The organism is Pseudoalteromonas sp. 3J6, assembly GCF_903995135.1.
Taxonomy (GTDB): domain Bacteria; phylum Pseudomonadota; class Gammaproteobacteria; order Enterobacterales; family Alteromonadaceae; genus Pseudoalteromonas.
In genome coordinates, this window is record NZ_LR877185.1 from 702801 (window position 1) to 723828 (window position 21028).

Below are 21028 nucleotides of genomic sequence, written 5' to 3' on the forward strand. Positions count from 1 at the left end.
GACGGGACTCGAACCCGCGACCCCCGGCGTGACAGGCCGGTATTCTAACCAACTGAACTACCACTCCATAATAAGAATATGTTTTACAACCATATGTTGTGTAAGTGTTGGCGGAGTGGACGGGACTCGAACCCGCGACCCCCGGCGTGACAGGCCGGTATTCTAACCAACTGAACTACCACTCCAGCGCATACTTACAAATTGTCGAAAATTGGCGGAGTGGACGGGACTCGAACCCGCGACCCCCGGCGTGACAGGCCGGTATTCTAACCAACTGAACTACCACTCCGCATTTTCGTTTCTGTCTGAGTCTCCCCTGACAGCGGCGTGAATAATACGAACCAGCCCCTGCTTCGTCAAGGGCTTTTTTGTTTTTTTACAGGTTTTTTAGTCATCTGACATCGAAAGGTTTAAAATTCCACCTGATTTATCATTTTTTGAGCTACTTTCTGGTTCATCTGATTTTTGCTGTTCAGCTTTTTTTGACTCAACAGCTTTCTTTTTATTTAAAAAAGCTAAATTCAATTTAAGTTTTAATGGTTTGTTCTGCACAAAAACACGAATACATAACCAACCTATAAATAAAATGGCCAAATTTCCACCAACAATTAAACTAACCATTAATCCCGTGGCCATTACTTTTGGTTTTACAACTGGCACAGGAATAATTTCTGGTTCGCTAACACTGGCAACTGGAATTTCTGGAATCACTTCAATCGGTCTTTCTATTTCAAATAAATAGGTTGGCAATGTAGCCATAAACTCTCGGTCATTGATTGTTGAGCCAAAAACAGAGATTTCAATATTGTAGCGTCCCCAACCATAATCTTGTAAAGCCAGCTCTCTTGCTGTGGTGCTGTTGCTATCTAAGTAAAATACCTGCTCTTCGCCATTGGGGTAATAAATTTTACCTTGCATGATCACCGTTTCAGGTTTTAAAAGCTTATCATCAATATTGATGGTAATACGGTGATCTTCCCCCTCCTCAGTTGCTTCAATGGAGGTGAAGCTAAAAGGCGGCTCATGCACAACAATAGGTTCTTGAACCACCCGCCTCTCTAATACATCAGTGGTAATATAAAGCTCAGGGCGCCACTCGCCAGGTGTGAAATTTAAGGTAAACTCACCGGTAAAGACACCGTCTTTAGCGCTTTCATCGAACCCGTAGCCATCATCTTTGAATTCAGTTACTTGTTGTATGCCTGCACCAAAGTTTTCAAAGTTTTCATTATTGGTGCTCACAAAGCTTACATTAAGCGATACCGCGTCTTTAAATAAGTTGGCGCGAATCGGCTCGCCATCATTTAAAATCTCACCAGTTACCTTTACAGTTTCACCCTGAAACAGAATTTTAGGCAGTGGGTCTACTTTTAGCGATAGCTCACCAATAACAACAATGCGGCTTTCTGGCATTATTTGGCCAATAACTTGCCACGGCCCAGGCATGGGATTGCGAATAACCACTAAGTCGTAATTTAATTCGTCGTACCAATCAAGACTGGTGTTTCTCACCGCATTGGTAGCGAAATATTTAGCGCCATCGGGTCTTACTAAAATTACGGCAGGCGATCCTGGGCGTCTAAAAAATATTAATTTTATTTCATCAATTTTGTCATCAACACGAAAACGGTTATCCAGTAACGGGATTTCATTTTGTTTACCGCTGCCTTTTAACTCTTCAACTTGCTTTACGCTGTGTGCATCGGGGTGGAAACACACGGCGATTAAAAGCAGTGAAACTACTAATAGCGTTTTCATAATAATGCCCTATTCAGCGCGCCATAAACAATGGCCGCCCTCCTTTTGTACAATGTCTAAACGCGTTTGATGTGCGCTTTGCTCTGCATCGCTTGCTGCTATAACTACCAAAGGCGCCCTGTCGCTACTTAGGCGTCTAATACCGCCTTTTTGATCTTCACTTGAGTCATCTTTGTTTTGATTTAGGTTTAGCTTTACTTGTCCACCAGTCATTGCCAGGTAAACATCGGCTAAAATTTCAGAATCCAGTAAGGCGCCGTGTAATGTACGCTTAGTGTTATCAACATCATAGCGGCGACAAAGTGCATCAAGGTTGTTCTTTTGTCCTGGATGCAAGTCACGCGCCATTTTAAGGGTATCAAGCACGCCACAAAAACTATGGGTGTTTTGATAGCCTTGGTTTAATAACGCAAATTCATTATCCATATGGCCAATATCGAACGGCGCATTATGAATAACTAACTCAGCCCCTTTAATATAGTCAAAAAACTCTTGGGCAATGTCACGATAAAGCGGTTTGTCGCGTAAAAATTCATTAGTAATACCATGAACATCGATTGCTTCTTCTTCAATGCTGCGCTGCGGATTAATGTAAACGTGAAAATTATTGCCGGTTAACCGGCGATTCATAAGCTCCACACAGCCGATCTCAATGATACGATGCCCTTGTTTAGGGTCGATGCCGGTGGTTTCTGTATCTAAAACTATTTGTCTGCGTGCCATATCGAATTAAGCCTGACTCTGGTATCTTTCTATAATCACTTTATTGTACATAATATCAAGGTAAAACAGTGCAAAAAACCGTAGAGATTTACACCGATGGTTCGTGTTTAGGTAATCCAGGCCCCGGTGGTTATGGTATTTTTATGATTTATGAAGCCCATGAAAAAAAATTAAGCCAAGGTTATAAGCTTACAACCAACAACCGTATGGAAATGCTGGCAGCTATTGTGGCGCTAGAATCTCTTAATCGTGCCTGCCCTGTAACCCTGACTACCGATAGCCAATATGTTAAGCAGGGTATTGAGTCTTGGATCACCAATTGGAAAAAACGCGGTTGGCAAACCTCTGCTAAAAAACCGGTTAAAAATGTCGATTTATGGAAACGTCTCGACAAAGCCTGTGCCGAGCACGACGTTACCTGGAAATGGGTAAAAGGCCACAGTGGCCACAAATATAACGAAATTGTTGACGACCTTGCTCGTGATGCAGCCAGCAGCAACAATTTACTCGATGATGAAGGTTACCAACCGTAACCCTCTACATCATGCTATTTTTTATTTTGTTGATAATGCTGTTTTGAGGTTTGCCTAAGCCCTACCCCTTTTATTGGGGCAAATTGTGGGCGAGCATGCCACTTAGGTTTTATTGGCGTAAGTGGCGCAACACGCTTTCGTGCCACCAGCATATACACACTCCCCATAGGTTTTAAATATTGCTTGGTAAAGCTGCGCCAAAATGCGAACCGCGATAAGCGATTACCGCGTGCCAACGACGAATAAATAAAGCGCTCATCGGCCACAATTTCAAATCCAAGTAAATTTAGCCAATCTTTTACCCGTGCAGGAGTAAAAAAGCGCCCTGTCCACGGTAATTTTTGACGGCTAAACGGCAGTAACTGCGCTAACCCACAAAAGCTAAACGGATTAAAACCCGTAATGGCGATATAACCGCCTGGAATAAGGGTTCGATGAGCCTCACGTAAAATATGATGTGGATCTGAGTGATATTCTAAACAATGGCTCATAATGCAAGCATCTATAGAGTGCTCATAAAAAGGCAGTTCGTCTATATCGGCAACCACCCCCGTGTATGGGCCAGGCTCTGCAACGCATACTTGATGCTTAATGGAGCTTTTGCTTGTATCTAGCTCAGCACTTAAATTACCTAATTTAAGCATATGATAGCCAAACATACGCGGTAACCACGGCGACAATTTGCGTTCTATATCACAACGTAAATAATCACCATGCGGAAACTGCTGCCATGACAACGGTTTAGGACCTTCTTGAAAACTAAGGGCTGGTTTCATTATATAAGCTCGTTATAATATTAATTAAATACCACTTTATAGAGCAACGATACATGGTGCAAGTCAAAGCAATTAAAGCCTTTTCTGATAACTACATTTGGTGCTTAACCACCGAACAGAATAACCAAGCGTGGGTGGTTGATCCTGGGCAATCAGCACCAGTTTTAGAGCATTTAGCACAGCATAACTTAACCCTTGGCGGTATTTTAATTACCCATCATCATTATGATCATACCGATGGCGTAGCTCAATTAGTAAAGCAGTACCCAAACATTGCAGTTTATGGCCCTAGTAATAGCCCATTTGAGGGAATAACAACGCCTTTAAATGAAGGTGACACAATTAGCGTTTTAAACATTCCATTTGAAATTATAGCCACCCCTGGGCACACCCTAGACCATATTTGTTATATTAATGATGCACTGGCCTTTACTGGCGACACCTTATTTAGTGGTGGTTGTGGGCGCTTATTTGAAGGTAGCCCTGAGCAAATGTGGCATTCATTTAATAAGTTGCGAGTACTGCCAAGTGATTGCAAAGTATATTGCACCCACGAATACACCCAGGCAAACTTGGCCTTTGCAAAAGCGGTTGAGCCACGAAACCCCGAATTACTCGCTTACAGCCAGAAAGTAGATGAATTGCGAAAAAATGATGAAATAAGCTTGCCAAGCACCATAGGCCAAGAGCTTAAAGTTAACCCTTTTATGCGTAGTAATTTGCCCGATATTACAAAGTCATTACCAAAAGAGTATTGTTTAGTTACAAAAAACAATGAACCTTGGGAAAACTTTGCTAGTCTGAGGATGTTCAAAGATAATTTTTAAGCCAGTAACAAAAATAATTAACTGTTCATTTTAAATAACAATAAGTTAACACTTTCTAATTATATTTGTTTGGATTTTTAACGATGACAAGTGGCAATGTTGGCTCATAATGAGTAGTATTCGCCGAGTTTTTTACCCTATGTATTGGTATTTATGAATAAATCTCCTCTTTTATTGGTTTTAGCGATGACGCTAAGCGGTTGTCAAACATTGACAACATTAGACACAGATTCACAAAATCAAGTTCAAAACCAACTTGAAGGCGCCAGCCCAAATGATATTAGCACTGCATTAATGATTAATGCGCAATATCAACAAGTAAATGATATTGAAGAAGAAGCTCCTGTGTTTGACGATGTTTGGGAGCGTATTCGTTACCAATTATCTATTGATATTCCACAAAATCGCCCAGTGGTCGCTGAGCGTAATTATTATGCACGTCATCAGGCATACCTAGATCGCATTTCTAAACGTGCTGAGCCGTATTTACATTTTATTGTTGAAGAAATTGAAAAGCGTGAAATGCCCATCGAAATTGCACTTTTACCCATTGTAGAAAGTGCGTTCGACCCTTATGGCTATTCGCACCGTACTGCATCGGGTATTTGGCAGTTTATGCCCGCAACCGGCGAGCGTTTCGATTTAAAACAAAACTGGTGGTATGACGGTCGTCGCGATATTGTGCAGTCTACTCGCGCTGCACTTGATTATCTCTCGTACTTACACAAAACCCTTGAAGGTGATTGGCTGAACGCAATTGCCGCCTATAACTCAGGTGAAGGCCGCTTGCTGCGTGCGATAAAAAAGAATCGTAAAAAGCATTTGCCTACCGACTTTTGGTCACTAGATTTACCTCGTGAAACCACCGCCTACGTGCCTAAATTATTAGCTTTAGCTGATTTATTAAAACGTGCAGATGAGTTTAAAGTGTCGTGGAAGCCAATAATTAACGCACAAGTAGTTGAAGTGGTTAATATTGAGTCACAAATAGATTTAGCACTGGCTGCGGATATGGCCGATATGACCCTTACCGAACTATATCGATTAAATCCAGGATTTAACCGCTGGGCAACCGATCCTGATGGCCCACACTTTTTATTACTTCCTACCGATAAAGTAGAACAATTCACTGAAAAGCTTACCGCTACAGCGATTAAAAACCGTCTTCGTTGGCAGCAATATAAGGTCAAACGTGGCGATAGCTTGTCGGTGATTGCAGATAAATTTACCACTAGTATCAGCGCAATTAAGTCATTAAATAAGCTTAACTCAAACGTAATTCGTGTGGGTCAACAAATTTTAGTACCACTCACTGATGGTAAAATTAACAGTGAACATTTGCCTCAGCAAGTACGTGCGGCCGCTAATAAAAGTTTACGCACTAAACTTTCTCATACGGTAAAAAGTGGCGATACCCTATGGGATATTAGCCGCGAATACGATGTAACTATGAGTGAATTAGCTAAGTGGAATAAGCTGAAAAAAAATGCAGTACTGCGTTTAAATCAAAAATTGGTAGTTTATAAGTCAGCTAGCCAGCCTAAAAAGTCAACGAGTAATACTAATCGTACTATTACCTACAAAGTGCGCCGAGGCGATTCTTTAGCGCGTATAGCGTCTAAGTTTAATTTAACAGTGAGCGATATTATTAAATGGAATAACCTTGCCGGACAAAAATACTTACAGCCAGGACAAAAGCTTAAATTAAAAGTAGATGTAAGAAGTAGCTGATCCTTATTGTAAAAAACTGTTAAATAAAAAAAGAGCGCATGCGCTCTTTTTTTATGCCTGCTATAAACCTTAGCCTACAATGCCTAAAGGCTGTGCTGTTTGCCATGCACCGCGAGTAAAATCGGGAATATCGATTGAGCGGCTACGCTCACTCACAGACAGGGCTGATAACGGTGAAATAACCGACCATGCTGCGCCATCGTAAACGTCCTGATCCAGCGGTTCGCCATTTCTTAGGCAATAAATCATTCGCCAAAACATTAAAAAGTCCATGCCCCCGTGGCCGCCATTGCGCTGTGCTTCTTCACCCATTTTAATCCATAGGGGATGGTCGTACTGCTCATACCATGCGCTCATATCATAATCCCACTCATGAAAGCTTGTTGATCCGCCATTTTCAAGCGCAATACGATTAGGGAAACCGGCAAACACCCCATTCGTCCCTTGGATTAAATTATGTCGAGAGTATGGCCGAGGGGTTGTTGTATCGTGCTGTACCATAATACTGCGCCCCTTGAGAGTTTTAATCAGTGTCGTGTTCATATCACCGGCAATATAATTAAGCTGATTTCGGGAATGATCCGCTGCAAATTCACGTTGTGCATAGGCACTTCTACCCAGCGAAGGTGAGCTCATTGAGGTTAAAAAATCAAACCTATCGCCACGGTTTATATTCATATATTGCGATACAGGGCCTAATCCATGGGTCGGGTATAAGTTACCATCACGTTTTGCATGCCATTGCGTTCGCCATGAGCCTGTTTTGTGCTCAAGCTCTTTCATTTGCCAACGAAGCTCATGAATATAGGCCGCTTCGCCATGTAACAGCTCCCCAAATACACCTTGGCGCACCATGTTTAATACCATTAACTCGTCGCGACCGTAATTCACATTTTCCATCATCATGCAATTTTTTTGAGTACGTTCGGCGGTATCTACAATTTGCCACATTTCGTCAACAGTCAGTGCCAAGGGCACTTCAACAAAAGCATGTTTTGCGCTGTTCATAGTATCGATAGCCATAGGTGCATGCCATGCCCAAGGAGTAGAAATAATGACTATATCTATGTCTTGTCGTTCAAGCATTTGTTGATAGGCCCGCTCACTGCCAGTATATAACACCGGCTTAGCTACCCCTTTATCAACTAAATAATTGGCAGCTCGCTCTAGCACCTCAGTGTGCGTGTCACAAATAGCGACTATTTGCGCACCTTCAATATGGCTCATGCGCTTTACATGTCCATAACCGCGCTGACCCACACCAATAAAGCCCACTCTAACCACATCCATTTTAGGCGCGACTAAACCAATAACGCTGCGCCCTTGCTGTTTTGGTGCGCTTGCATTAGCACTTCCACTTGATGCACAACCACTCACTACACCTGCAGCTGCGGCAACACTGGCTGCTTTTAAAAAGTCTCGACGATTAAATTGCTTCATTGCTTTATCCCTTTTGTTATTGTTTTAACTTACCTAAAGGCGATGAACGGGTAAATAGGTGAAGAGGTAAGCGACATAAAAATAAGGTTAAAAGAGATAAAAATTCGCATTTACCGGTTACTTGGGGTTATAGTCGAAAAAAATTATTATTTTAAGTAGTTATGTCTTATATAAAAATCACTGCACTTTTTTTAGCTATTGCACTAACGGGTTGCTCTGAGCCTACAACGCCAGCTTCATCTCTTGAAAACACCCCTGGCGTTAGTTTAAATAATCTTAAACAGCATATTAAAACCTTAGCGTCAGATGACTTTGAAGGACGCGGCCCGCTTACCTTAGGTGAAGTTAAAACCGTTGGTTATTTAAGTGAGCAATACCAAGCAATGGGGTTGTCTGGCGCGTATCAAGGGAAGTATTTACAGCCAGTTAAAATGGCCATGCTAACTGCAGATCAAAACATGCAATTAACTATGGGGAAGCTTAGCTTTATTGCAGGTAAAGACTTCACCGCCCGTACAAAGCAGTTACAGCCGATTATTGATGTCCGCAATAGCGATATTGTATTTGTTGGTTATGGGATTAACGCGCCAGAATATAACTGGAACGACTATGCCAATGTTGATGTAACCGATAAAACCGTTATTGTGCTGGTGAACGATCCGGGCTTTGCCACCCAAGACGATACACTATTTACAGGCAATGCCATGACCTACTATGGCCGCTGGACTTATAAATATGAAGAAGCCGCGCGCCAAGGTGCAAAAGCGGTATTTATTGTTCATGAAACAGCTCCAGCCGCATACCCTTGGGGCGTGGTTGAAAGCTCAAACACGGGCACCAAGTATAGCTTGATGGACAACAACCTTAATGCATCTGAACTGCCGATTATGGGCTGGTTAACACTTAATGCGGCTGAACAAGTATTCGCAACGGCAAACTTAAGTTATCAACAATTAAAGCAACACGCATTAAGTAAGCAATTTCAAGCCAAGGAATTGAACTTAAAGGCGAACCTTGCATTTAAAAATGAGGTGTCACACGCTAAATCACATAATGTGGTTGCACAAATTACAGGCAGTGAAACCCCTGACGAATACGTTATTATTAGTGCCCATTGGGACCATTTTGGTACTAAACAAACCGACAGTGGACCTAAAATTTATAATGGCGCAGTCGATAATGCTTCAGGCACTGCAGCAACGCTTGAAATTGCTCGCATTATGAGCAAAATGCATCAGCAAAAGCCGTTTAAGCGCTCAATCCTGTTTGCTAACTTTACTGCCGAAGAAACAGGTCTAATCGGCTCAGAAGAATTTGCCAATGGGAATATGATTGCCACTAAAAAAATGGTCGGATTATTAAATATCGATGGTATGAACGTGCTCGATGAAACCGATTATATTTTGCAATACGGTAGCAACTTATCCGAAATGGAGCATTACTTAGCAAGCGCGGCTAAAGCACAAGGACGCGTGGTAAAAATGGATCCTCGCCCACAAAATGGATTGTTTTTTAGATCAGATCATTTCTCACTCGCTAAACAAGGCGTGCCAAGTTTACTGTTTATGAGCTTAGGTGATACCGACCCTGACTACATCAGTCATAAATACCATAAAGAAGCCGACGACTATTCAGATACATGGTCATTAGCTGGTGCAAAACAAGATATCGAGCTGGTTATAGATATAGCCAGACAACTTGCCAATAATGCCGATTGGCCTAAGTGGACAAGCGAGTCTGATTTTAAAGCCAAACGTTTAGAAGATAAGTAAATAAAAAAGCAGCCGAGAAATTACTCGGCTGCTTTTATCTGTATCGTTAAAGATTGTGCATGTTTGTTACTGAACTTTAGCAAATTCTTGCTTAGATAATTCACCATTCCCGTCAGTATCTAAGTCATCAAATAATTTAGCTAATTGTGAATTAGCTTGTGCTTCAGACTGGCTAATAACGCCGTCGCCATCAGAATCAAAAGAATCAAAGTCAACCGCAGCAAAAGCGGCAGAAGACGAAGCAAGTGCAATTAAAGCAAGCGTTTTAGTAAATGTTTTCATAATAAATCCTTAGCTTAATAAAAAAGTGGGTAAGAAATCCTTTTCAAAGATCCTTAGGGAATTATAAAGTTAGTATGCTGAAAATTCGTCTTTAGAAAGTTCACCATTGCCATCTACGTCCAGCTCTGCAAACTGCTCCATAAGTTCGGCCGCAACCGATGCTTCAGCTTGGCTAATTGCGCCACTACCATCTACATCAAGAGTTTCAAAGTCTGTGCTGGCAAATACTGCAGATGAAGAAGCAAGTGCCATAAGTACAAGAGTTGACTGTAATTTTTTCATAATATTAATCCTTCAAAGTATGCAATGTTTGGGTATAAATTAATTAACTCAACGCTACAACCGTACATCCTAGTTATTCTCTTTCATAGGCTCCCTTGCCTATTTAGGTTGTCTTTGGCAACTCAGAATATGTAATAGCGTTGAGCATTGGCCTTTTAAGCCTTAGAAAATTCTGCTTTAGAAAGCTCGCCGTTTTTATCCGTATCAAGCTCTGTAAACTTACTCATAAGTGAAGCGTCTACTGATGCTTCAGCTTGGCTTATTGCGCCATTACCATCCACATCCAGTGTGTCAAAATCTGTTGCAGCAAACGCCACAGATGAAGAAGCAAGTGCCATTAATACCAGTGTTGATTTAAATGTTGTCATAACGTAATTCCTTCATTGGGTTGTAAGGTTAAGCGTTAAGCTTAATCACTTTTTGCTAAATACAGCTTAGGTATTACAACTTCGATGCCATGTTTAATTTTTTATTTATAAACAATAAGTTAAAAATAAAAATGTGATTTTTACTTAAAAATGCCCAACATTTTGTTGCTCTTTTGCAACAGCTACTTTTAACTAAAAAAATACCCATTAAAATTCAACAACTTAAATCATCTAAAAAAGACACACCTATCTTCAATTCAAAATAAAACAATAAAACTGAGTCGCTATAGAGATAAATCGTCACTGAACAAATTAACAACGCGAAATTAAACAGGTTAAATTAAATAGATAACAAATTGAAAATAAACAACTTAAATTGATTTGTAGAAAAATATAAATTAATTTTTTTAACGGGGAGAGAAAAAGCAAGGATTTGTCGCCGTATGGCGAATAAATACTTAAAGTAAGGAATGAATCTCGTGCGGGATACTAATTTGATATCACTCATACCCACTTATTTGGGCATGAGTACAAGCGGTCACTTCCAGCCTTGGCGCCATCTTTGTTCGTCTTTTAAGTCGCGCCACTGAATAGGATATTGATTTTTTGACATCACCGCTTCAGTGATACATTCAATCACATTAGCGTCTTCATCAAATTCTACCTCAACAATAATAAAGTGCTTTTCTTTATTAATAGCTGGGATGGCAGTCCATTTACTATTTAGCAGTTTTTTAGGGTTTAATTTATTCATACTACACCTTTTATGTTTTCTGCTTGATAATACGCATCAGAGATACGTTTAGTTTTATTAAAAAACCAAAAACTTCCCTTTAAACATTTGTATTTAGCAATGAAAAGCATATTCCCCAACATCAAGCGAAAGTAATTCAATAGCCGCATTTTCACCTATACTTGGCGTTTCACGAGTTCAAGCGGGGGAAAATCACTGTTTTAGCGCAAGGAGAACCGTCTTGTCGATTCAGGGTCAGAGGCCTGTTCGCTGCCACCTTAAAATACGCTGGATAATAATACCCCCCGTTACCCACAGTAATAACTATTTGATTGCTATAACTGTTTACTTCGGCTCATACAACCAAAACCAATAAATGATAGCGACAATAAGTAAAACGCCTAATAAATTAATTAATAACATAATTAAATCCCCTATAAATAAAGGTTACGAGTTACTCGCTTTAAAATAACGTAACCGATTTGCGTTAGTGACCACAGTAAGCGATGATAAAGCCATTGCCGCGCCAGCTACGACTGGGTTTAGTAGTAAACCAAAAAACGGATACAACAGCCCTGCAGCAATCGGAATACCCGCAATGTTATAAATAAACGCCCCAAACAAATTTTGTTTAATATTAGTTATGGTTGCGCCACTAATTGCAATGGCATCTGCAAGACCATGAAGTGAGCCTCGCATCAGCGTTATATCCGCACTTTCAATAGCTACATCTGTGCCAGTGCCAATGGCAAATCCAACATCGGCTTGTGCCAATGCTGGCGCATCATTTATACCATCACCAGTCATGCCTACAATTTCACCTTGAGATTGACGTTTAGTCACTTCACTGGCTTTATCATCTGGCATTACTTGCGCTATAAAGTCTGTAATACCGACTTTGCTGGCAACGGCTTTAGCGGTCGCTTGGTTATCGCCTGTCAGCATAACCACCTGCATACCTTTATTTTGTAAGCGTTTAATGGCCTCAGCTGAGTCTTCTTTTATTGGGTCAGCAACTGCGATTATGGCATGTAATTGACTGCCAATAGCAAAGTACATCGGCGTTTTAGCAGCGCTAGCAAGCTGCTCGGCTTGAGGTATTGCCTCTGCAATATCTATATTGTGGCTTTTCATCAGTGCCTGATTGCCAAACAATAGGCTTTGCTCATTAATGGTACCGATCACACCTTGTCCAGTGATAGCATTAAAATTACTGACTTTTTCAAGGGTGACATTTTGGTTTTTAGCATAATTAACAATGGCTTCGGCTAATGGATGCTCAGAACTACTTTCAAGACTAGCTGCTAACTTTAGCACCTCGGTACTGTCGCTTTGGTTGAACGTAACCACATCGGTCACGGTTGGCTTACCAGCGGTTATAGTGCCTGTTTTATCTAAGATCATGGTGGTGATTTTAGCTGTTGTTTGTAGCGCTTCACCGTTACGAATAAGTATACCCGACTGAGCAGCTTTACCTATGCCGACCATAATTGACATCGGTGTAGCTAAGCCAAGTGCACACGGGCAAGCAATAATTAAAACTGTGGTTATTGCAACAACCGCATAAGCAATACTCGGCTGTGGGCCAAAGTTAAGCCATGCTAAGCCTGCTAGCACTGCAATAATCATCACTGTGGGTACAAATATGCCTGAAATAACATCAGCTAAGCGTCCAATTGAGGGTTTAGAGTTTTGTGCACGTTTAACCATATTAATAATATTCGCTAAGGTGGTTTCGCTGCCTATATGGGTTGCTTTAAACAACAAAGTACCACTTTTATTAATACTGCCAGCAACAACCTTGTCACCCTCACCTTTATTAACCGGCATCGGTTCACCAGTGAGCATTGATTCATCTAGTGTACTGCTGCCTTCAATAACATCTCCATCGACTGAAATTTTCTCTCCAGGGCGGACACGAATCAAGTCACCTTTAATAACTTGGCTTATAGCTACATCTTGCTCTTGGTTATCTCGGATCACCCGTGCCGTTTTAGGCTGTAAACCAATTAAGCGTTTAATAGCCTCAGAGGTACGCCCTCGCGCCTTTACTTCAAAGGCTAAGCCAAGACTTATTAAGCCTATGATCATTGCTGAGGCTTCAAAATAAACATGTCTAGCCACCTCTGGTAATAGACTTGGCATGCTCACCACCACCATTGAATATAGCCAGGCTGTTCCCGTACCAAGCGCAATCAAGGTATCCATATTCGCTGTATGATTTTTAAATGACTGCCATGCGCCAGTATAAAATTGCTTACCCGACACAATCATTACGACCAACGTCATCATTCCAACAATAAACCAGCCAATACGCTGGGCATTGCTAGTGACACTCATATCAAAGATTAATCCATAAAGCATTAATGGCGCCCCCAAACCCAATGCCAATAGCATATTGCGCATAAGTTTTTTGTAGTGCGCGTTATCAGCTTCGGCTTTTTCATCTAAGGCGTCTTGTTGAGAATCACTGTTCATAGGTTTAGCTTGATAACCAATATCAGCGACAGCGTGCATTAGCTCCCCAGCCTTAGCCGAACCTTCTACTTGCACAGTTCGATCGGCAAAGTTCATTTCAACGCGCTGCGCACCCTTTACATTTTTCAGTGCTTTCTCTATTTTAGCCACGCAACTGCCACAATTTGCGCCTTCAATTATAAAGTTTTGCGTGGTGGATTGATTACTCATAACGCTTCCTTAGTATTTTTAACTTCAGAGATTGGATCAACAAAGGTCTCTATTAAGCTACATATATCTGCACTTACAGCCCCATCAGGCGATTTATCCCACTGTTTAACCGCTGCTTGCATTCGCGTGCGTAATTTAAGTGTTTCTTGAAAGTGCAGCTCTGTTTCCTCTAGTCGCTTTGCTATTAATTGTCGTGTGAGCGGACAAGGGCACTGCCCTTGCTCCGACTGTGCAATAATTTGTTGAATATCTTTTATTGAGAAACCGAGTTGACGCGCACTAATAATAAACTTTAAACGTTGCTGATCGGCTGCGGTATACTCTTGATAACCATTGCGCTCACCACGAATAGGATTAAGCAGCTTTATTCGCGTGTAATGACGAACCGTGTCTTGGGTCACGCCCATAGTATTGGCTAATTGCTTTACGTACATCATTAAACCTCTGGCTGGCTATGTAATGACAACATAATAAACCTATGTGTAACACATAGGTCAACAATTAATTAAGTATATGGCTGGGAGTGTGGAAGAAAGTTAAGATAAGAGCAGTCACCATAAGTGACTGCTAAATTTGAGAGTTACTGTAGTCCTTAGTTTGCTTTGCTTCGAGATTGCTTAAGTGCTTCACCAAGCTCACCCGCAATTGCTTGAATTTCAGGCATAGCGTCTTGTACTAAGGCTTGTGACATTTGCATTGATTCTTGCATTACTTGTGGCATTTTTTTCAAAATAGCCTGCCCTGACTCTGTCTTATAAAAAGCCAACATGTCGCTAATTTCTTGTTCAGTAAATTGTTTATCGTAGAGGTTAATCATCATCGGCTGCATTTTTTGCCAGCTCATTTTTGTTTTTAATACCTCGGTCATATCAGCATAATATTTGTCGAAAATTGCTTTCTCATCTGGCTTTACGCCCATTTGCACTGACATATTTTGCATCATGCCCTCAACTTGCGCATACATAGAGTCAACCATGGCATCCATGTTCATCACCTCTACCAGCTCATCAATTTTTTGCTGTTTGGCAGTTTGCGCTGCAAGGTTAGTTGAAAAAATTAAAAGTGAAAGCAGTATTACCTTACCCATATTAATATCCTTTTTGTATTTGAATTAGCGTCATAATCACATGTTCAACAAGTGTTGTAAATGGGGACAACCAAAAAACGAAAAAGCCGAATAACAGGTGTTTATTCGGCTTTTAATCGTTTATTCCCAGAGCTAATCTTTTTCGATATTATCGAGCCCTTTCGTTCCCTCTTTAGCTTTAAGCTTATGATGAATAGCGGTTTTAATCAGCATATAGCCACTAATAGGTGCAGTGATTAATAGAAATATAGTGATTAATATTTCTTTTACACTTAAGCCACTGACTGAATTAGCAAAAAATACCATAGCAGCGGTAAGTATACTCGCCATACCTAAAGTGGTGGCTTTTGTTGGCCCATGTAAACGCATAAAAAAATCAGGTAATTTAATTAAACCAATTGAGCCAATTAAAATAAATAACCCGCCTAACAGCAGCAATATTGATACGATCCATTCACTTATCATTTTAATACCTTACTCAATTATGTCGCCACGAAGTAAATACTTACATACAGCTACCGTACTTATAAACCCAAGCATGGCGATAAGTAAGGCTGCTTCAAAGTACAGCCCCGTGCCCATACTAATGCTATATAAAATAATCAAGGCAATCACGTTAATGTACATAGTATCGAGCGCTAAAATACGATCCGGTACTGATGGGCCAATAATAAGTCGCCATAGATTAAGTAATAACGACAATCCAACCATTGAAAAAACAATCAGTAATACTGTATCTAACATTGAAATATCTCCTTTAGGGGAGCTTCGTAACGTGCTTTTATTTGTTTAATAAGCGCTTGCTCATCATCTAAATCTAACACGTGAATTAATAAATAACGCTGTACCGGTTCATCGTCTTCATTAAGCGATTTAATCAGCGGGTAAACCTCGGCACTTACCGTACCCGGCGTTAAAGACACGCAGCTTGCTAAAATAGTAATTGGCATTTCATGCATTAAATCTATAGGCACTTTAACAAAGCCTGGACGCAGATTTTTTGAAGGGCCCAGTATTAATAATGCCACTTGCAAATTAGCCACTATAATATCGTAAAGTACGATTAGTAATTGCTTAAGTGCTAGCCCCGGCTTTAATATCAGCGGTTGCGGGTCTCTAAACGACATACTAAATAACGGTATTAGCAACGCAAGTAGCGCCCCTAATATAATATGCCCTACCGACACACTGTTGTTTAACAAGAGCCATACTATAAATAAAAATAGACTACGAAACGGCGTAGGTAACCAACCAAAACGAGCTTGTAAGCGCATTACATACCTCCCTTAAGTACCGCATTAATACCACCACTAATATCGTGAAGCTGTGTTGCCGCCTCGAGGGCGTACTGTGTTGCCATGTCACCAAAAATAACCAGTAGTATTGAACTTGCTAATAAACCAACTAACACGGTTACTTGTAGCGGGTGGGCATTGGCAACATCGCTAGCATCACCTGTTTTGTCTTTACGTTCCCAAAACAAACTAGTACCTGCACGTGATATAGCCACAATTAGCGCTAAGCTCATAATTAAGTAAACAGGCCAAAATACCAGTGCTTGCTCGCTATTTAAGGTCGTTTTTAAAATCCAAATTTTGCCAACAAAGCCCGAAAAAGGTGGCATACCAATAACGGTTAAACCGGCAATAATAAAACACGCACCTAATAAAAATGGTTGCTTTACTGCACGCCCGCCGACTAATCGATCACCAGCTTTACCTCGTTGTGTTGCAATTAAATCAGCAAGTAAAAATAGCGCCGCAGTCACTAACGTTGAATGCACTAAATAGTAAAGCAATGCAGCGGTGGCATTTATGTTTTGTAGTGCGACTAATGCCACCAACGTCCCTACAGAAACCAGTACTAAATTAGCGGTAAGCTTACGTAAATCTTGTGCGGCTAACACCCCTATTGCGCCAATCACTATGGTAGCAATAGCCAGCGCCCATAACCAAGACTGCGCCATATGCTCAAGTTCGCCAGCTTGTTCACCAAAAATAACCGTGTATACACGTAAGGTTGCGTAAACACCAACTTTAGTCATAATCGCAAATAATGCAGCAACCACAGGTGTGGCACTTGAGTAGGCGTTTGGTAACCATAAATGCAATGGTAATAACGCACTTTTAAGTGCAAACACCACCAATAGCAGTAAACCACCTGCCTTCGCTAAATAAACATCATCACCAGTTAGTTGCGGTACTTTATTGGCCATATCAGCAATATTTAAGGTGCCTAATACACCGTATAAAATACCTAAACCAATTAAAAATACGCTTGAACCAACTAAATTTAAAATAACGTAATGCAGAGCCGCGCGCGTTTTGGGTTTACCGCCACCGTGCATTAACAGCGCATAAGAGGCAATTAATAACACTTCAAAAAATACGAAGACGTTAAATAAATCCCCTGTTAAAAATGCACCATTTACCCCTAATATTAAAAAATGGATTAAAGGGTGAAAAAAGCTACCTTGTTCATCATCACCAGCACAGCCATATAAAGCCACGCCAACCCCCAAAAAGGCGGTTAAAGTGACTAACAAGGTCGAGAGCATATCTGCAACCAGTACAATACCAAATGGTGCAGACCAGTTACCTATTGCATAAACAATAATACCGTTATCTTTAACCTGAACCAGCAGTAATACTGTGACTGCAAAGGTTAAAATAGCCATTAAGCTAGACATAAATCGGCGTGCAAATAAGCTTTTGCCACACGGTGGGAGCAACAAAATAATTGCCGCTAGCATTGGCAGTAAAATAGGCAAAGATGCTAAATGCTGAATCATTTTCTCTCCTTGCGTTTATTTTTAGTTAGGGTGCCATCAACATGGTCGTTGCCTAAATCTGCTCGGCCTCGAATAGATAAAATAACCACAAACGCAGTCATCGCAAAGCCAATTACAATGGCTGTTAACACTAATGCTTGTGGTAGCGGGTCAGCGTAATCAGCGCCAGTCCCTAGTACCACGGCTTTATTAATTGTTAAGCGCCCTGATGAGAATAAAAACAAATTAACCGCGTAAGAAATCATTGTCAGCCCCAGTACCACTGGGAATGTACGTGCTCTTAGCAATAAAAACACGCCACAGGTGACTAACACGCCAACGCAAGATGCATATAACAGTTCCATTAAATATTTACCTCTTCTTTCTCTGCGTTCGCGGTCATATTACCTAAGCTCGCAAGGATCATCAGCGTAGCGCCAACAACAGTTAAGTACACGCCCAAGTCAAATACAATGGCGCTGGCAAGCTCTGTTTTACCAACAAACGGAATATCAAAGTAATCAAACCAGGTAGTTAAAAATGGCTTGTCAAAGAACCAACTTCCCACACCTGTAAACATGGCAATAGCAATACCTGATGCAATAATTTTTCGATAGTTAACATCAAAGCGTTCATTTATCCACGCAGTACCATGCGCCATATATTGTAAAATAAAGGCAATAGAAGTTACGAGGCCTGCTATAAAGCCTCCTCCAGGTAAGTTATGACCGCGTAGGAAAATATAAGCAGACACTAATAGCGCTAATGGCAGTAAGCTTTGAGAAATACAAGCCAATAAAATAGGATGGCGATCTTTAGACCATGGACGCCCTTCACTATCGCTCGCTGGCATATAAAGTGGAATTCTTGATAACAGTTTAAATATGCCCAGTGCGGCAATACCTAGTACAGTAATTTCACCTAAAGTATCAAAGCCCCTAAAATCAACCAAAATAACGTTAACTACATTAGTGCCACCACCGCCTGTTTTGGCGTTAGCAATAAAGAACTCAGAAATTGAATCAAGCGGACGAGTCAGTAAGGCGTAACAAATACTAGCAATTATGATCCCCACGGTAGAGGAAATAACCACATCACGTAAAATACGCAATGAGCTTGACTCTCTTGGCGTGCTTTGAGGTAAGAAAAACAGTGCCAACATTAATAGTATAATAGTGGCTACTTCTACAGTAAGTTGCGTTAAGGCCAAGTCAGGCGCTGAAAAACGGGTAAACGCCACCGACACCATTAGTCCCACAATCGACAGCATTAATAACGACACCATTCGAATTCGATGCCAAATAACGGTAGCAATTGCACCTATTATGAGTAGTCCTGCACCAATTGCGTTTTGAATATCAACCGGTGTATTAGGCACGCTACCGGCTAGCTGCTTCATTTCAAATAATGGCCAACCAGAGGCAAGTAATACAACGCCTAACATTATAAATACATAACGTTGTAATGAGCCATTTTCTGTTGATTGGATTTTGTTTTGACACCAATTGACCACTACCGCTAAAAAACGCTCGAAGATTTTTTTAGCGTTAAAAGGAGGTAACGACGCTTGGAACTGGAACAAGTACTTACGATTAACGTAAATAAATAAACCACCAATTACCGCCATACCACTCATAAGTAGAGGTAAGTTGAAACCATGCCAAATAGTCAATTTATACTCAGGCATTGCTTCACCAAGTACGGCTAGTGAAGCGGCCGATAAAATACCATCAACGGCAAAGTGTGGAAAAATACCCACTAAAATACACAGTACCACTAAGATTTCTATAGGCACACGCATATAACGCGGTGCTTCATGAGGGGTACGTGGTAAATCAATGGGCTCACCATTAAAGAACACGTCATGAATAAAGCGTGATGAGTACGCCACCGACAACGCACCCGCTACAGTTGCCAGCACCGGGATTAGCCACGACATTGAGCCAAGTACCTGCTGATGCAGTGTCTCAGCAAAGAACATCTCTTTTGATAAGAAACCATTTAACAACGGTACACCTGCCATAGCGGCAGCAGCCACCATCGCCAAGGTGGCCGTATAAGGTAAGTAGCGCCACATGCCATTGAGTTTACGCATATCACGAGTACCGGTTTCATGGTCAATAATGCCGGTTGCCATAAATAACGACGCTTTAAACGTCGCGTGGTTAATAATATGAAAAATAGCGGCAACGGTCGCAAGCTGTGTATCTAGGCCTAGTAATAATGTAATTAAACCCAAATGACTAATCGTTGAATAGGCTAACAAGCCTTTTAAATCATGTTTGAATAACGCGATATAAGCGCCAAATAATAATGTGGTTAAACCGGTCAAACCGACTAATAAAAACCAGGTATCGGTACCCGCCAATGCGGGGTAAAAACGCGCAAGTAAAAAGATACCTGCTTTTACCATAGTGGCAGAGTGTAAATACGCACTAACCGGCGTAGGTGCAGCCATGGCATGCGGTAACCAAAAATGAAACGGAAATTGTGCAGATTTAGTAAAAGCACCTAATAATACTAGTACTAATGCCAATTCATATAAGTCGTGAGATTGAATAATCGCTTTGCTAGCTAAAATGGTGTCTAAGTCGTAGCTTCCAACAATATCGCCTAACAACATTAAGCCACCGAGTAAGGCTAAACCACCGGCGCCAGTTACCGCTAATGCCATGCGCGCCCCCTTGCGCGCCTCTGATTTGTGCCACCAATAACTGATTAACAAAAACGAGCTAATACTGGTTAGCTCCCAAAATACCCATAACTGAATCACATTGTTTGACATAACAATGCCCAGCATGGCGGTCATAAATAACATTAAGTAGCTAAATAGTTTTGGCAATGAATCATTTTGACTTAGGTAATAACGGGCATACAAAATTACTAGTAACCCTATTCCTAGAATCATAAATAAAAACAGTAAACTCAATCCATCTAAGCGTAAGGAAATATCCAGCCCTAAAGCAGGTATCCACTGTGCGCTAAAACGAATGGTTTCTCCCGCGAGAACCGCAGGCGCATGATAAAGTGTAATTGCAAGCGCGGCTAATGGCGCAATAGCCGTTAGGCTCGTTGCCTGATTTCGAGAAAGTTTGCCGGTGCATGCAGAAATAACACTGCCGAATAAGGATAACAGGGGTATCCAGAGCAAAGTCATAATGAAGGGCCTTTTTGAATCATAAAGTTTATCAATTCGCTACTTGTTATTATTAAATACCAAAGTGACTTGGGTATACGTTTTATGTCTGTTTTTTAACA

21 protein-coding genes and 2 tRNA genes are annotated in these 21028 nt (G+C 41.0%); 4 read left to right on the forward strand and 19 right to left on the reverse strand.

Annotated features, from left to right (window positions below; genetic code table 11):
• Window positions 1-108 precede the first annotated feature (108 nt).
• The 4 genes from P3J6_RS03250 to dnaQ form a co-directional block, all read right to left on the reverse strand.
• Window positions 109-185 (reverse strand) — tRNA-Asp (locus tag P3J6_RS03250).
• 27 nt (window positions 186-212) lie between these two features.
• Window positions 213-289 (reverse strand) — tRNA-Asp (locus tag P3J6_RS03255).
• 98 nt (window positions 290-387) lie between these two features.
• Window positions 388-1758: a TIGR03503 family protein gene (locus tag P3J6_RS03260; RefSeq protein WP_198522219.1), complete on the reverse strand. Its 1371-nt coding sequence runs from the start codon at window positions 1756-1758 to the stop codon at window positions 388-390.
• 9 nt (window positions 1759-1767) lie between these two features.
• Window positions 1768-2481, reverse strand: a complete 714-nt coding sequence (gene dnaQ, locus P3J6_RS03265) for a DNA polymerase III subunit epsilon (RefSeq protein WP_008114597.1) — start codon at window positions 2479-2481, stop codon at window positions 1768-1770.
• A gap of 68 nt (window positions 2482-2549) precedes the next feature.
• Here dnaQ and rnhA point away from each other — a divergent pair, with 68 nt between their 5' ends.
• Window positions 2550-3014, forward strand: a complete 465-nt coding sequence (gene rnhA, locus P3J6_RS03270; RefSeq protein ID WP_198522220.1) for a ribonuclease HI — start codon at window positions 2550-2552, stop codon at window positions 3012-3014.
• A 14-nt stretch (window positions 3015-3028) separates the two neighbouring features.
• Here the strand turns inward: rnhA and P3J6_RS03275 are convergent, their stop codons facing one another.
• On the reverse strand, window positions 3029-3790 hold the full coding sequence (locus P3J6_RS03275) for a class I SAM-dependent methyltransferase (protein ID WP_138606196.1): 762 nt from the start codon (window positions 3788-3790) through the stop codon (window positions 3029-3031).
• Window positions 3791-3843: 53 nt separating this feature from the next.
• On the opposite strand from P3J6_RS03275, the gene gloB reads away from it, so the two are divergent.
• Entirely contained in the window at window positions 3844-4617 is a 774-nt protein-coding gene (gloB, locus tag P3J6_RS03280) for a hydroxyacylglutathione hydrolase (RefSeq protein WP_198522221.1), read from the forward strand.
• Window positions 4618-4770: 153 nt separating this feature from the next.
• A complete protein-coding gene (locus P3J6_RS03285) occupies window positions 4771-6348 on the forward strand; it encodes a LysM peptidoglycan-binding domain-containing protein (protein WP_041709094.1) in 1578 nt (525 codons plus the stop codon).
• Window positions 6349-6417: 69 nt separating this feature from the next.
• Here the strand turns inward: P3J6_RS03285 and P3J6_RS03290 are convergent, their stop codons facing one another.
• The gene (locus tag P3J6_RS03290) at window positions 6418-7788 is read right to left on the reverse strand and encodes a Gfo/Idh/MocA family protein (RefSeq protein ID WP_198522222.1); all 1371 of its coding nucleotides are present in this window, start codon (window positions 7786-7788) and stop codon (window positions 6418-6420) included.
• A gap of 161 nt (window positions 7789-7949) precedes the next feature.
• Between P3J6_RS03290 and P3J6_RS03295 the strand changes: the two genes are divergently transcribed.
• Window positions 7950-9560, forward strand: a complete 1611-nt coding sequence (locus P3J6_RS03295) for a M28 family metallopeptidase (protein ID WP_198522223.1) — start codon at window positions 7950-7952, stop codon at window positions 9558-9560.
• Between the two features lie 66 nt (window positions 9561-9626).
• Here P3J6_RS03295 and P3J6_RS03300 read toward each other — a convergent pair whose 3' ends face one another.
• From P3J6_RS03300 to P3J6_RS03360, 13 genes are all read right to left on the reverse strand, one after another.
• Entirely contained in the window at window positions 9627-9842 is a 216-nt protein-coding gene (locus P3J6_RS03300; RefSeq protein ID WP_010391416.1) for an EF-hand domain-containing protein, read from the reverse strand.
• Window positions 9843-9911: 69 nt separating this feature from the next.
• Window positions 9912-10124 carry a calmodulin gene (locus tag P3J6_RS03305; RefSeq protein ID WP_010391414.1) on the reverse strand — a complete coding sequence of 71 codons (213 nt, stop codon included), beginning with the start codon at window positions 10122-10124 and terminating at the stop codon, window positions 9912-9914.
• A 155-nt stretch (window positions 10125-10279) separates the two neighbouring features.
• Window positions 10280-10492: an EF-hand domain-containing protein gene (locus P3J6_RS03310; protein WP_010391413.1), complete on the reverse strand. Its 213-nt coding sequence runs from the start codon at window positions 10490-10492 to the stop codon at window positions 10280-10282.
• Window positions 10493-11030: 538 nt separating this feature from the next.
• The gene (locus P3J6_RS03315; RefSeq protein ID WP_010391412.1) at window positions 11031-11246 is read right to left on the reverse strand and encodes a TIGR02450 family Trp-rich protein; all 216 of its coding nucleotides are present in this window, start codon (window positions 11244-11246) and stop codon (window positions 11031-11033) included.
• Window positions 11247-11672: 426 nt separating this feature from the next.
• Window positions 11673-13913 carry a heavy metal translocating P-type ATPase gene (locus P3J6_RS03320; RefSeq protein WP_198522224.1) on the reverse strand — a complete coding sequence of 747 codons (2241 nt, stop codon included), beginning with the start codon at window positions 13911-13913 and terminating at the stop codon, window positions 11673-11675.
• Complete coding sequence (locus tag P3J6_RS03325; protein ID WP_198523773.1) at window positions 13910-14347, reverse strand: MerR family transcriptional regulator; 438 nt, start codon at window positions 14345-14347, stop codon at window positions 13910-13912. Before P3J6_RS03325 ends, P3J6_RS03320 begins: the two co-directional genes overlap by 4 nt.
• A gap of 158 nt (window positions 14348-14505) precedes the next feature.
• Complete coding sequence (locus P3J6_RS03330) at window positions 14506-15000, reverse strand: DUF2059 domain-containing protein (RefSeq protein ID WP_055011750.1); 495 nt, start codon at window positions 14998-15000, stop codon at window positions 14506-14508.
• 132 nt (window positions 15001-15132) lie between these two features.
• A complete protein-coding gene (locus P3J6_RS03335; protein ID WP_008114566.1) occupies window positions 15133-15465 on the reverse strand; it encodes a Na+/H+ antiporter subunit G in 333 nt (110 codons plus the stop codon).
• 9 nt (window positions 15466-15474) lie between these two features.
• Complete coding sequence (locus P3J6_RS03340) at window positions 15475-15744, reverse strand: K+/H+ antiporter subunit F (RefSeq protein ID WP_008114565.1); 270 nt, start codon at window positions 15742-15744, stop codon at window positions 15475-15477.
• Window positions 15738-16274, reverse strand: coding sequence for a Na+/H+ antiporter subunit E (locus tag P3J6_RS03345; protein ID WP_054202162.1), 537 nt, complete (start codon window positions 16272-16274; stop codon window positions 15738-15740). The genes P3J6_RS03340 and P3J6_RS03345 overlap by 7 nt, the downstream gene beginning before the upstream one ends.
• A complete protein-coding gene (locus P3J6_RS03350; RefSeq protein WP_198522225.1) occupies window positions 16274-17791 on the reverse strand; it encodes a monovalent cation/H+ antiporter subunit D in 1518 nt (505 codons plus the stop codon). Before P3J6_RS03350 ends, P3J6_RS03345 begins: the two co-directional genes overlap by 1 nt.
• Window positions 17788-18135, reverse strand: coding sequence for a Na+/H+ antiporter subunit C (locus P3J6_RS03355; protein ID WP_054202160.1), 348 nt, complete (start codon window positions 18133-18135; stop codon window positions 17788-17790). The genes P3J6_RS03350 and P3J6_RS03355 overlap by 4 nt, the downstream gene beginning before the upstream one ends.
• Window positions 18135-20927, reverse strand: coding sequence for a monovalent cation/H+ antiporter subunit A (locus P3J6_RS03360; RefSeq protein ID WP_138606207.1), 2793 nt, complete (start codon window positions 20925-20927; stop codon window positions 18135-18137). The genes P3J6_RS03355 and P3J6_RS03360 overlap by 1 nt, the downstream gene beginning before the upstream one ends.
• Window positions 20928-21028: the final 101 nt, after the last annotated feature.